Origin of the sequence: Streptomyces pathocidini, from assembly GCF_001418495.1 — a bacterium.
Taxonomy (GTDB): Bacteria; Actinomycetota; Actinomycetes; order Streptomycetales; family Streptomycetaceae; genus Streptomyces; species Streptomyces pathocidini.
Genome location: NZ_LIQY01000085.1, coordinates 1 through 12,781, shown reverse-complemented (window position 1 = coordinate 12,781; position 12,781 = coordinate 1). Strand labels below are relative to the sequence as shown.

The 12,781-nt window shown below is 72.3% G+C and carries 11 protein-coding genes and 1 riboswitch; of the genes, 9 read left to right on the top strand and 2 right to left on the bottom strand.

Annotated elements, in window-relative coordinates; translation table 11 throughout:
* Positions 1-273 precede the first annotated feature (273 nt).
* The 9 genes from rpsB (at position 274) to AOK16_RS05655 (ending at position 10,272) form a co-directional block, all read left to right on the top strand.
* A complete protein-coding gene (gene rpsB, locus AOK16_RS05695) occupies positions 274-1,173 on the top strand; it encodes a 30S ribosomal protein S2 (protein WP_055471118.1) in 900 nt (299 codons plus the stop codon).
* Between the two features lie 95 nt (positions 1,174-1,268).
* Entirely contained in the window at positions 1,269-2,105 is an 837-nt protein-coding gene (gene tsf, locus AOK16_RS05690; RefSeq protein WP_055471117.1) for a translation elongation factor Ts, read from the top strand.
* Positions 2,106-2,279: 174 nt separating this feature from the next.
* On the top strand, positions 2,280-3,110 hold the full coding sequence (gene pyrH / locus AOK16_RS05685; protein ID WP_055471120.1) for a UMP kinase: 831 nt from the start codon (positions 2,280-2,282) through the stop codon (positions 3,108-3,110).
* A gap of 76 nt (positions 3,111-3,186) precedes the next feature.
* Positions 3,187-3,744 carry a ribosome recycling factor gene (gene frr / locus AOK16_RS05680; RefSeq protein WP_055471116.1) on the top strand — a complete coding sequence of 186 codons (558 nt, stop codon included), beginning with the start codon at positions 3,187-3,189 and terminating at the stop codon, positions 3,742-3,744.
* Entirely contained in the window at positions 3,744-4,814 is a 1,071-nt protein-coding gene (locus AOK16_RS05675) for a phosphatidate cytidylyltransferase (protein ID WP_055471115.1), read from the top strand. Before frr ends, AOK16_RS05675 begins: the two co-directional genes overlap by 1 nt.
* A gap of 180 nt (positions 4,815-4,994) precedes the next feature.
* Positions 4,995-6,107, top strand: a complete 1,113-nt coding sequence (gene rlmN / locus AOK16_RS05670) for a dual-specificity RNA methyltransferase RlmN (RefSeq protein ID WP_055471114.1) — start codon at positions 4,995-4,997, stop codon at positions 6,105-6,107.
* 57 nt (positions 6,108-6,164) lie between these two features.
* Positions 6,165-6,271, top strand: a riboswitch (TPP riboswitch).
* A complete protein-coding gene (locus AOK16_RS05665) occupies positions 6,267-7,343 on the top strand; it encodes a thiamine ABC transporter substrate-binding protein (protein ID WP_055471113.1) in 1,077 nt (358 codons plus the stop codon). It overlaps the preceding riboswitch by 5 nt.
* A 77-nt stretch (positions 7,344-7,420) precedes the next feature.
* Positions 7,421-9,052: an ABC transporter permease gene (locus AOK16_RS05660; protein ID WP_055471112.1), complete on the top strand. Its 1,632-nt coding sequence runs from the start codon at positions 7,421-7,423 to the stop codon at positions 9,050-9,052.
* A gap of 197 nt (positions 9,053-9,249) precedes the next feature.
* Positions 9,250-10,272 carry an ABC transporter ATP-binding protein gene (locus AOK16_RS05655; RefSeq protein ID WP_055471119.1) on the top strand — a complete coding sequence of 341 codons (1,023 nt, stop codon included), beginning with the start codon at positions 9,250-9,252 and terminating at the stop codon, positions 10,270-10,272.
* A gap of 376 nt (positions 10,273-10,648) precedes the next feature.
* On the opposite strand, the gene AOK16_RS05650 is transcribed toward AOK16_RS05655, so the two are convergent.
* Positions 10,649-11,866 (bottom strand): hypothetical protein, encoded by a 1,218-nt coding sequence (locus tag AOK16_RS05650; protein ID WP_055471111.1) that lies wholly within the window; start codon positions 11,864-11,866, stop codon positions 10,649-10,651.
* On the bottom strand, positions 11,848-12,576 hold the full coding sequence (locus AOK16_RS05645) for an ABC transporter ATP-binding protein (protein WP_055471110.1): 729 nt from the start codon (positions 12,574-12,576) through the stop codon (positions 11,848-11,850). The genes AOK16_RS05650 and AOK16_RS05645 overlap by 19 nt, the downstream gene beginning before the upstream one ends.
* Positions 12,577-12,781 lie beyond the last annotated feature (205 nt).

Here is a 12,781-nt window from a genome sequence, read left to right as displayed (position 1 = left end):
CCGTCACCGCCCGCCTCCCGCCCGCACCCCCCGCCCGCGGTGTGTCGCTCCGCGGCTCCGGGGTCCCGTACACTTCTGGTGGCGATCCGGGTCACCGGGTCGACTTCGCACGCCCCGCCGTCGGCGCTTCATGTCCTCCGGGAGAAGCTCCGCGGCCGCGTCCCTCGGTCCACAACAGGTCCTCGTGAGAGCTCTGTCGTGGCAGACGCGTCGGGCGTCAGGCACGGCGGCCACCCGGCCGACGTGGAACCGAGTACCTCAAGGAGTACGGCCATGGCCGTCGTCACGATGCGGGAGCTGCTGGAGAGCGGCGTCCACTTCGGGCACCAGACCCGCCGCTGGAACCCGAAGATGAAGCGCTTCATCTTCACCGAGCGCAACGGCATCTACATCATCGACCTGCTCCAGTCGCTGTCGTACATCGACCGCGCCTACGAGTTCGTCAAGGAGACCGTCGCCCACGGCGGCTCCATCATGTTCGTCGGCACCAAGAAGCAGGCCCAGGAGGCCATCGCCGAGCAGGCGACCCGCGTCGGGATGCCGTACGTCAACCAGCGCTGGCTGGGCGGCATGCTCACCAACTTCTCGACCGTCTACAAGCGCCTGCAGCGCCTGAAGGAGCTCGAGCAGATCGACTTCGAGGACGTGGCCGCCTCCGGCCTCACCAAGAAGGAGCTCCTCGTCCTCTCCCGCGAGAAGGCCAAGCTGGAGAAGACCCTCGGCGGTATCCGCGACATGCAGAAGGTGCCCAGCGCCGTCTGGATCGTGGACACCAAGAAGGAGCACATCGCCGTCGGTGAGGCGCGCAAGCTCAACATCCCGGTCGTCGCGATCCTCGACACCAACTGCGACCCGGACGAGGTCGACTACAAGATCCCGGGCAACGACGACGCCATCCGCTCCGTCACCCTGCTCACCCGTGTGATCGCCGACGCCGTCGCCGAGGGCCTCATCTCCCGCTCCGGCGTCGCCGCTGAGGGCAAGGGCGAGAAGGCCGCGGGCGAGCCGCTCGCCGAGTGGGAGCGCGACCTGCTCGAGGGCGACAAGAAGGCCGACGAGCCGGCCGCCGCCGAGGCCGCCGAGAAGCCCGCCGAGGCCGTCGAGGCGCCCGCCGAGGCCGCCGCCGAGAAGACCGAGGCCGAGAAGCCGGCCGCGGACGCCGAGCAGGCCTGACGGCCCACCCGTCACGGCTGACGACGGCGGGGGCCGACCGCCCCCGCCGTCCACCCGTAGATCCAATCGACTTTTCGAGAAGAGATTGACAGACCATGGCGAACTTCACCGCCGCTGACGTCAAGAAGCTCCGCGAGCTCACCGGCGCCGGCATGATGGACTGCAAGAAGGCGCTGGACGAGGCCGAGGGCAACGTCGACAAGGCCGTCGAGATCCTGCGCGTCAAGGGCCAGAAGGGCGTCGCCAAGCGCGAGGGCCGCAGCGCCGAGAACGGTGCCGTCGTCGCCCTCATCGCCGACGACAAGAAGTCCGGCGTGCTGGTCGAGCTCAAGTGCGAGACCGACTTCGTCGCCAAGGGTGACAAGTTCGTCGCCGTCGCGGACGCCATCGCCGCCCACGTCGCCAAGACCTCCCCGGCCGACCTGGAGACCCTGCTCGGCTCCGAGATCGAGGCCGGTAAGACCGTCCAGGCGTTTGTCGACGAGGCCAACGCGACCCTCGGCGAGAAGATCGTCCTCGACCGCTTCGCGCAGTTCTCCGGCGGCTTCGTGGCCACCTACCTGCACCGCACCAGCCCGGACCTGCCCCCGCAGGTCGGCGTCCTGGTCGAGCTTGACCAGGAGAACGCCGAGATCGCCAAGGACGTCGCGCAGCACATCGCCGCGTTCTCGCCGAAGTTCCTCACCCGTGAGGAGATCCCGGCCGAGACCGTCGAGAACGAGCGCCGCGTCGCCGAGGCCACCGCGCGCGAGGAGGGCAAGCCCGAGGGCGCCCTGCCGAAGATCGTCGAGGGTCGGGTCACCGGCTTCTTCAAGGAGAACGTCCTCCTTGACCAGCCGTTCGCCAAGGACAACAAGAAGACCGTCCAGAAGGTCCTGGACGAGGCCGGTGTCGCGCTGAAGCGCTTCGCCCGCTTCCGCGTCGGCGCCTGAGCCCCGCGTTCAGCTCCGTTCAGCGACGGAATACGCCCGACCCGCTAGGGTCGGGGGCAGTCGGCGGCCCACGCGCCGGCCGGCCGCAGATGTGACGAGGAGGCCATTGCCGCAGAGGGCTCACACCCCGACCAGACGGCAATGGCCTTCTCGTATGTGCACGAGGAGATCTCCATGAACCAGGGCGCCGACCACGCTGACAACGCCGACCAGGCCGACACGGACCACCGGGCCGAGACGGACCACCGGGCCGGCCACGCCGAGCACGGCCGCTATGGCAGCAAACGCCGCCGCTTCCTGTTGAAGCTCTCCGGCGAGGCCTTCGCCGGCGGGGGAGCACTCGGCGTTGACCCCGACGTCGTGCACACCATGGCGCGGGAGATCGCCGCGGTCGTACGGGACGGGGCGGAGATCGCCGTCGTCATCGGCGGCGGCAACTTCTTCCGCGGTGCGGAGCTCCAGCAGCGCGGCATGGACCGGGCCCGCTCCGACTACATGGGCATGCTCGGCACCGTCATGAACTGCCTTGCCCTCCAGGACTTCCTGGAGAAGGAGGGCATCGACTCCCGCGTCCAGACCGCCATCACCATGGGGCAGGTCGCGGAGCCGTACATCCCGCTCCGGGCGGTACGGCACCTGGAGAAGGGACGCGTCGTCATCTTCGGCGCGGGTATGGGCATGCCCTACTTCTCCACCGACACCACCGCCGCCCAGCGCGCCCTGGAGATCGACGCAGAGGCGCTGCTCATGGGCAAGAACGGCGTGGACGGGGTCTACGACTCCGACCCGAAGAAGAACCCCGACGCGGTGAAGTTCGACGCGCTGGAGTACGGCGAGGTGATCACCCGCGGCCTCAAGGTCGCCGACGCCACCGCCATCACCCTGTGCATGGACAACAAACTGCCCATCCTCGTCTTCGAGCTGCTCGCCGAGGGCAATATCGCTCGTGCGGTGAAGGGTGAGAAGATCGGCACGCTCGTCAGCGACCAGGGGACGCGGGCCTGACGACACCGGCCCGTACAACCGGCCCCGTACGGCCGGGACAGCCGGCAGGGCTCACTCACAAGACCAGGAGCAAGTGGTGATCGAAGAGATCCTCCTCGAGGCCGAGGAGAAAATGGAGAAGGCCGTCGTGGTCGCCAAGGAGGACTTCGCCGCGATCCGCACCGGGCGGGCGCACCCGGCGATGTTCAACAAGATCGTGGCGGACTACTACGGGGCGCTGACGCCGATCAACCAGCTGGCGTCGTTCTCCGTGCCGGAGCCGCGCATGGCGGTGGTGACCCCGTTCGACAAGAGCGCGCTGCGCAACATCGAGCAGGCGATCCGCGACTCCGACCTCGGGGTCAACCCGTCCAACGACGGCAACATCATCCGCGTGGTGTTCCCCGAGCTCACCGAGGAGCGCCGCCGCGACTACATCAAGGTCGCCAAGGGCAAGGGCGAGGACGCGAAGATCTCCATCCGCAGCGTCCGCCGCAAGGCCAAGGAGTCCATCGACAAGCTCATCAAGGACGGCGAGGTCGGCGAGGACGAGGGCCGCCGCGCCGAGAAGGAGCTCGACGACACCACCTCGAAGTACGTGGCGCAGGTGGACGAGCTGCTCAAGCACAAGGAAGCCGAGCTGCTCGAGGTCTGATGAACGACTCTTCCTGGGGGGCCGGGCCGCTGCCTTCGGCAGGCGGGTCCCCACCGGCCTCCGGGTTCTGGGGACCGCCCGACCAGGGGTCCGGCCCGACGGTTCCCGCGCGTCCCGTGCACGGGGCGGCCGAGCCGCAGCAGACTCGGCCCATGCCCACCGTGCCTGAAGCAGGCGGAGACCGGAACGACCGCGACCGGCGTGACCAGGGGGCCGCTCGCCCGAGCGGCCCCCCGGCGCAGCCTCCCCAGAAGAAGCGGGCGGGCCGTGACCTGCGCGCGGCGATAGGGGTCGCCCTCGGTCTGGGCGCGGTGATCATCGCTTCGCTGTTCGTCGTGAAGGCCGTCTTCGTCGGCGTGATCGCGGCCGCCGTCGTCGTGGGCCTGTGGGAGCTGTCCTCCCGGCTCTCGGAGAAGAAGTACATCCGGATCCCGCTGGTGCCGCTCGCGGTTGGCGGCGCCGCCATGGTGTTCGCCGGCTATCTGCGCGGTGCGGAGGGCGCCTGGCTGGCCATGGCCCTCACCGCCCTCGCCACGCTCGTGTGGCGCATGTCGGACCCGCCCGAGGACTATCTGCGGGACGTCACGGCCGCCGTCTTCGCGGCGTTCTACGTGCCGTTCCTGGCCACCTTCGTGGCGCTGATGCTCGCCGCGCAGGACGGTGCCTGGCGGGTGCTCACCTTCCTGGTCCTCACGGTCGTCAGCGACACCGGGGCGTACGCGGTGGGCTGGCGGTTCGGCAAGCACAAGCTCGCGCCGCGGATCAGCCCCGGCAAGACCCGCGAGGGGCTGCTCGGCGCGGTGGGCTTCGCGATGGCGGCCGGGGCGCTGTGCATGGAGTTCCTGATCGACGGCGGCAGCTGGTGGCAGGGGCTGCTGCTCGGCCTCGCGGTCGCCACCAGCGCAACGCTCGGCGACCTCGGCGAGTCCATGATCAAGCGGGATCTCGGCATCAAGGACATGGGCAATCTGCTGCCGGGCCACGGCGGGATCATGGACCGCCTCGACTCGCTGTTGCCCACGGCGCCGGTGGTGTGGCTGTTGCTGGTGGTGTTCGTCGGGGCCGGGTGAGTTCCGACCACCGGTACTCTGGAAGGGCCCGCCGCTTTCGTGGCGGGCCCTTTTCGGCCCCGGGCCGCGGGAACGGCCCCGTGAGCCCTCCGGGCTCCGGCATCGCCCTGCCGTAGGCCCGCGACCCACAGGCCCCGCGACCGCGGGGAGGGCCGAGCACCGTCGCAACGAGGAGTTTTCATGGCACCGCCCGACCCCGGCGTACTCACCTTCGTCGCGCCGCGCGGAGCCAAGAAGCCGCCGCGGCACCTCGCCGACCTCACCCCCGCCGAGCGCCGCGAGGCCGTGGCCGCGCTGGGCGAGAAGCCCTTCCGCGCCGGCCAGGTGTCACGCCACTACTTCGCGCGGTACGCCGACGACCCCGCGGCCTGGACCGACATCCCGGCCGCCGCGCGGGAGAAGCTGGCGGCCGAACTGCTGCCGGAGCTGATGTCGGTCGTACGGCACATCTCGTGCGACGACGACACCACCCGCAAGACCCTGTGGAAGCTCTTCGACGGCACGCTGGTGGAGTCGGTGCTCATGCGCTACCCGGACCGGGTCACCATGTGCATCTCCTCGCAGGCGGGCTGCGGCATGAACTGCCCGTTCTGCGCGACCGGCCAGGCCGGTCTGGACCGCAACCTGTCGACGGCCGAGATCGTGCACCAGATCGTGGACGGCATGCGGGCGCTGCGCGATGGCGAGATCCCTGGAGGGCCAGCCCGGCTGTCCAACATCGTCTTCATGGGCATGGGCGAGCCCCTGGCCAACTACAACCGGGTCGTCGGCGCCATCCGCCGGCTCACCGACCCCGAGCCGGACGGCCTCGGCCTGTCCCAGCGCGGCATCACCGTCTCCACCGTCGGCCTGGTCCCGGCGATGCTGCGGTTTGCCGACGAGGGCTTCAAGTGCCGCCTCGCGGTGTCCCTGCACGCGCCGGACGACGAGCTGCGCGACACCCTGGTGCCGGTCAACACGCGCTGGAAGGTCCGCGAAGTCCTGGACGCCGCCTGGGAGTACGCGGAGAAGTCCGGCCGCCGGATCTCCATCGAGTACGCCCTGATCCGCGACATCAACGACCAGGCCTGGCGCGGCGACCTGCTCGGCCGGCTCCTCAGGGGCCGCCGGGTGCACGTCAACCTGATCCCGCTCAACCCGACGCCCGGCTCCCAGTGGACCGCCTCCCGGCCCGAGGACGAGAAGGCGTTCGTCGCCGCGATCGCGGCCCATGGTGTGCCCGTGACCGTACGGGACACTCGGGGGCAGGAGATCGACGGGGCCTGCGGGCAGCTGGCGGCCTCCGAGCGCTGAACCGGGCGGCGGGCGGCCGCCCGCCGCGCGCTTGATATCGTGCGTTCGCACAACTGAACATTCCGACAGGGGAGCGCGGAGAGCGCTGAGAGTGCGGCACGACGCCGCAGACCCTCGAACCTGATCCGGGTCATACCGGCGTAGGGAGTCAGCCCACACATGAACATCAACCTCCGGCGTGCCATAGGCACCGGGCTCGCCGCCGTCCTCGGCGCCTCCGTCCTCGCCGCCTGCGGCCAGGACTCCTCGGGCGGCTCCGCCCAGGACTCCAAGACCGTCACGCTCGTCACCCACGACTCGTTCGCGGCCTCCAAGCCCGTGCTCGCCGCCTTCACCGAGCAGACCGGCTACAAGGTCAAGGTCCTGCGCGGCGGCGACGCGGGCGCGGCCGTCAACCAGGCGGTGCTCTCCCAGGGCAACCCGCAGGGTGACGTCTTCTTCGGCGTCGACAACACCCTCCTCTCCCGCGCCCTCGACGCCGGCCTGTTCACCCCGTACCAGGCCAAGGGCCTGGACCAGGTGCCCGAGGAGCTCCAGCTCGACAAGGCCCGGCACCGCGTCACCCCGATCGACACCGGCGAGATCTGCGTCAACTACGACCGGGCGTACTTCGAGCGCAGGAAGACCGCGCCGCCGGAGACCTTCGACGACCTCCTCAAGCCCGAGTACAAGAACCTGCTCGTCACCGAGAACGCCGCCACCTCCTCGCCCGGCCTCGGCTTCCTCCTCGGTACCGCCGCCGAGAAGGGCGACAAGGGCTGGCAGGACTACTGGAAGAAGCTGCGGGCCAACGGCGTCGAGGTGGTCGACGGCTGGGAGCAGGCCTACTACGACCGGTTCTCCGCAGGCGGCGGCAAGGGCGACAAGCCGCTCGTGGTCTCGTACGCCTCCAGCCCGCCCGCCGGGGTCCTGGAGACGAAGCCGCTGCCGGAGGAGGCGCCGACCGGGGTGGCCACCGGAACCTGCTTCCGCCAGACCGAGTTCGCGGGCCTCCTCACCGGGGCGAAGAACGAGAAGGGCGGCAAGGCCCTGCTCGACTTCCTGCTCAGCAGGACCTTCCAGGAGGACCTGCCGTTGCAGATGTTCGTCAACCCCGCGCGCCAGGACGCGAAGCTGCCCGAGGTGTTCACCCGGTACGGCGCGAGAATCGACCACCCGGCCACGCTCGCGCCCGAGAAGATCGCCGAAAACCGTGAGCAGTGGGTGGAGCAGTGGTCCTCGCTGGTCCTGAGGTAAGCGCCGCGAAAGCGGAGCCCCGCGGCGCCCGGCCGGCGCCGCGGGCCAGGGGCGGCACGGCCGTACGGCTCGCCCTCATGGCGCTGCCCCTCGCCTTCTTCGCGGTCTTCTTCGGCTACCCCGTCGCCGCCATCGTCGGCCGCGGCCTGCGGGCGGGCGGGCACTGGCAGTTGGGGCAGGCCGCCGACGTGCTGGCCGACCCCGACGTGCTGCGCGTGCTGTGGTTCACCACCTGGCAGGCGCTGGCCTCCACCGCGCTCACCCTGCTGATCGCGCTGCCCGCCGCGTACGTCTTCGCCCGCTTCCGCTTTCCCGGCAAGGAGGTGCTGCGGGCGGTCGTGGTCGTGCCGTTCGTGCTGCCGACCGTCGTCGTCGGATCCGCGTTCCTCGCCCTGCTGGGGCGCGGCGGCACGCTCGACGAACTGTGGGGTGTACGGCTGGACACCACGGTGTGGGCGATCCTGCTGGCACACGTGTTCTTCAACTACGCGGTCGTGGTGCGCACCGTCGGCGGGCTCTGGGCGCAGCTCGACCCGCGCCAGGAGGAGGCCGCGCGGGTGCTCGGCGCGGGCCGGCTCGCGGCCTGGCGGCGGGTGACGCTGCCCGCCCTCGCGCCCTCGGTCGCCGCCGCCGCGCTCATGGTGTTCCTGTTCACCTTCACCTCCTTCGGCGCCGTGCAGATCCTCGGCGGCCCCCGCTACGCGACCCTCGAAGTGGAGATCTACCGGCAGACCGCGCAGCTGCTGGACCTGCCGGCGGCCGCCGTGCTCACGCTTGTCCAGTTCGCCGCCGTGGCCGCGATCCTCGCCCTGCACGCGTGGACCGTGCGGCGCCGGGAGACCGCCCTGAAGCTCGTCGACGCCCGCACCACCGCCCACCGGCCGCGCGGAGCAGCCCAATGGGCCCTGCTGTGGGGCGTGTTGGCGGTCATCGCGGTGCTGGTCCTGCTGCCGCTCGGCGTGCTCGTCGAGCGCTCCCTCGCCGCGCCCGGCGGGTACGGGTTCGCCTTCTACGAAGCACTCTCGTCCGCGGCGGCCGGCGGCGGGACGTTCGTCGTGGCCCCGCTGGAGGCCGTCTGGAACTCCCTGCGGTACGCGGCCGCCGCCACCGCCATCGCGCTCGTCATCGGCGGGTCCGCAGCGGCCGCGCTCACCCGGCGGGCCGAGGGCACCGGGCGGCGCGGGCGGCTCGTCCGAGGCTTCGACGCGCTGCTGATGCTGCCGCTCGGCACCTCCGCCGTGACCGTCGGCTTCGGCTTCCTCATCACGCTCGACGAGCCGCCGCTCGACCTGCGCTCCTCCTGGCTCCTCGTACCGCTGGCGCAGGCGCTGGTCGGCGTGCCGTTCGTGGTGCGCACCCTGCTGCCCGTGCTGCGGGCCGTCGACGAGCGGCTGCGGGAGGCCGCGGCGGTGCTCGGCGCCTCGCCGCTGCGGGCCTGGCGCGAGGTGGACCTGCCGCTCGTGCGGCGGGCGCTGCTGGTCGCGGCCGGGTTCGCGTTCGCCGTCTCGCTCGGCGAGTTCGGGGCGACCGTGTTCATCGCCCGGCCGGACAACCCCACCCTGCCGGTGGCTGTCGCCCGCCTCCTGGGGCGGGCCGGGGAACTCAACTACGGGCAGGCGATGGCGCTGAGCACGATCCTCATGCTGGTGTGCGCCGGGTCCCTGCTGGCGCTGGAGCGGCTGCGTACGGATCGATCCGGGGAGTTCTGACTATGGGCAGGTTGTTCCGTGGGATCCGAGTTGCGGCCGGTTCGGCTCCCCCAGCTACCGCTGGGAGGGGCCCCCATCCGGGCTCCGGCGTTCGGGCTGCGCGCCGTCGCGGCGGAGAGAACCTGGGGACTTCGTCCCCAGACCCCTCGGGCCGAGGGGCGGGCCCGGATTGGCTTCGGGCTGCCGACGCAGGCGCCCTGCTACGCCTCGAAGGCGTCACCGTTCGCTTCGGTGGGCGTACGGCGCTGGACGCGGTGGATCTCGACGTCGCCGCGCACGAGATCGTGTGTGTGCTCGGGCCCAGCGGAAGCGGGAAGTCCACGCTGCTGAGGGTCGTGGCCGGGCTGCAGCGGGCCGACGCCGGGTGGGTGCTGCTCGCCGGGCGCGACCAGACCGGCGTGCCCGCGCACCGGCGCGGAGTCGGCCTGATGTTCCAGGACCACCAGCTGTTCCCGCAGCGCGACGTCGGCGGCAACGTCGCCTTCGGGCTGCGCATGCGCAAGGTCGCGCGGGCCGAACAGCGGCGTACGGTCGCCGAGTTGCTGGACCTCGTCGGCCTGCCCGGGGCGCAGGGGCGCGCGGTCACGGCGCTCTCCGGCGGCGAACAGCAGCGGGTCGCGCTGGCGCGGGCGCTCGCGCCCGAACCGAAGCTGCTGATGCTCGACGAGCCGCTCGGCCAGCTCGACCGCGGCCTCCGCGAACGGCTCGTGGTCGAACTCCGCGAACTCTTCGGCCGGTTGGGCACCACCGTGCTCGCCGTCACCCACGACCAGGGCGAGGCGTTCGCGCTCGCCGACCGGGTCGTCGTGATGCGCGAGGGCCGCGTCGAGCAGAGCGGTACGCCCCTGGAGGTCTGGCAGCGGCCCGCCACCGAGTTCGTGGCCCGCTTCCTCGGCTTCGACAACGTCGTCGAAGCGACCGTCTCCGGCGAGGCCGCCGACACCCCCTGGGGCAAGCTGCCCGCACCCGCCGGGGCCGCGCAGGGGCCGTGCCGCCTGCTCGTCCGCCCGGCCGGCGTACGGCTCACGGCCGTCGCCGACGGCCTGCCCTGCGCGGTCGTGGGCCGCACCTTCCGCGGCAACCACGTCGCGCTCCTCCTCCAGCCCGCAGGCGGCCCCCGCCTGGAAGCCGCCTGCGCCCTCCGCGACGCCCCCGAACCGGGCGCGACGGTGGGCGTGACGTTCACAGCGGAGGACGTGGTGGCGCTGAGCGGCGCGTAGGTCCGTGCCGCCTTCCGCACGCAGCGACCGCCGCCGCTTTCCGCACGGCAGCGGCAGCGGCCTCCGCGCTGCCGCTGTCCGTGGCCGCACCACCACGACCTGTCCGAGCGGCTGCCCGGGCTGTGCCCCGGCGACCTGGTGGACTCGCCCCGCAACCCGCTGCTGCAATCCCCGCTCCCGGAGCAGCCACTCTCCGCGGGCAGTTCGCCGTGCCGCTGCTGTCCGCCCTGCACCGCGCCGCCTCTGCGCCGTCGCTCGCTCTGCGGCCTGCCGCCGCCGGCGCTCGCCCGCACGCGCGTGTGCGTCTCGGAACGGCTGAGGCCCGGGAGCGACCAGAAGTCGTTTCCCGGGCCTCGACGTCGGAAGTCGGGCCGTGTCAGCGCGACAGTGGTAGGGACGCCAGTTCCGCGACCGCCCACGACATGGGTGCCAGGACCGCCACCAGCACGCCCGCCCGCAGCGCCGCCGCCTTGCGGAGCAGGCCGGACGAGACGCCGATGCGGCCCAGCGCCGCCGTCGTGTCGATCCGCGCGCCCTTCGTCTCCAGCGCCACCGTGAGCACCGTCGCCGTCGCACACGCCATCACCACCGCGGCGCCGACCCCCGTCAGCGGCCCGAACAGCCGCGCACCCGTCGAGTCCAGCGCCGTCCCGTACAACTGCGACGCGGCCAGCGCCGCGGACGCCACCGCGCACAGCACGCCGAGCGGGCGCCCGAGCCGTACCGCCTCCTCCTGGAGGACCCGGCCCGCCAGCAGCCGCAGCGCGCCCGGGCGGCCGGAGGCCAGCAGTCTCCCGCACAGATGGGTCAGCCCTGGGCAGGCCAGGACCAGGCCGATCGCGATCAGCACCCAGCCGCCGACCACACCCGCCGGGATCGTGTCCAGCCGCCCCGGCAGCGGCAGCAGCCCGTCCGACGGGGACGAGGCCGTACGGCTCGCGTACGTGCCGAGCGCGATCCCCGCCGCCGTCAGCGCGACCCCCCACGGAAGCCCCGTCGACACCGTCGTGTGCGCCGCCGACGGCTGCCCGGCCGCCGCCACCGGCTTCTGCGGATCCGGCGACTTGGCGTTGTCCGGCCGCGGCTTGCGCGGGCGCAGCGCGACCGCCACCGCCGCGCCCGTCAGCGCCGGCACCACGAACAGCAGCGTCAACACCCCGGCGTACGGCAGCGGTTGGCCCGCACCCAGCACATCCGCGACCGAACCGCCGAACGGCTCCCCGCCCAGGTCGCCGCGGAGATAGAGGAACGAGAACAGGGCCAGGGCGCTGCCCACCGCGGCGGACACGGCCGTCGAGGCCGCCGCCAGCAGCGCCAGCCCGACCGGGCCGAGCCCCACCGACGACAGCCCCGGCTGCGGCCGCGTCGCCGGATCCGTACGGGCCACCGCGACCGCCAGCTGCATCGCCGCGGCCAGCGGGACCAGGCACCACAGCAGGCGCGCTGCCGAACCGCCCGCCGCCTCCGGATGTCCCAGCGCGTGGCCGAGCGTGCACAGCAGCAGGAAGCCGACACCGGCGGAGGCCGCGGCGACCATCAACCGCCGCAGCAGAACGATGGGATGGGTGCCCCGGGCTAGACGGAGAGCGAGCACTCGGCCTGGCCCTCCTTCTCAGCGGCGGCCAGCGAACCGACCCTGCGGCCGTCCACCAGCGCGATCGTCCGGTCCGCCAGCGCCGCGACCTCCTCGTCGTGCGTGGCCAGCACGACGGTGATCGTGTGCGAGCGGGCGGCCGTGGTCAGCGTGCGCAGCACATGCGCCCGGTCGGCCCGGTGCAGCGGCGCCGACGGCTCGTCGGCGAACAGCACCGACGGGTCCGAGGCCAGCGCGCGGGCGATCGCGATGCGCTGCCGCTGCGACTGGAGCAGCGCCGCGGGGCGCTTGCGCGCGCAGTCACCGACGTCCAGCCGCTCCAGCCACTCCATGGCCGCGGTCTTCGCGGCCCGGTGCGGGCTGCCGCGCAGCAGCAGCGGCAGCGCTGCGTTCTCCCAGGCCGTCAGCTCGGGCACCAGCTGCGGTTCGGTGTCGATCCAGCCGAACCGGTCCCGGCGCAGCCGCTCACGGGCCAGCGGGCCCATCGTGTGCACCGGGGAGCTGTTGAACCAGACCTCCCCGCTCTGCGGCGTCAACTGGCCCGCCAGACACTGCAGCAGCGTCGTCTTGCCGCTGGCGCGCGGTCCGGTGACGGCCAGGATCTCCCCCTCGCGCACACCCACCGAGACCCCGGCGAGCGCCGGGGTCCCGTCGTGTGCGTAGTGCAGGGAGCGTGCCCACAGCACGTCGTTGTCCGGCGGGGCCTCCATGCGAACACCTCGGCTTACCCTCGACAGTTCGTTCCCCTGCCCGGGTGAACGAAGAATGAGCCTGAACGGTCACTGGCACCGTAAGGACTCGGGCGAGCGGGCGCTGCCCCTGTGGCGCCGGGTCGGCGCAGGTTCCTCCGAACGGGCCCGGGTGGCGGAGCCGTCCGGGCCCGGACTGAGCCGTCCGGGCCCGGAGGGGCTGTGC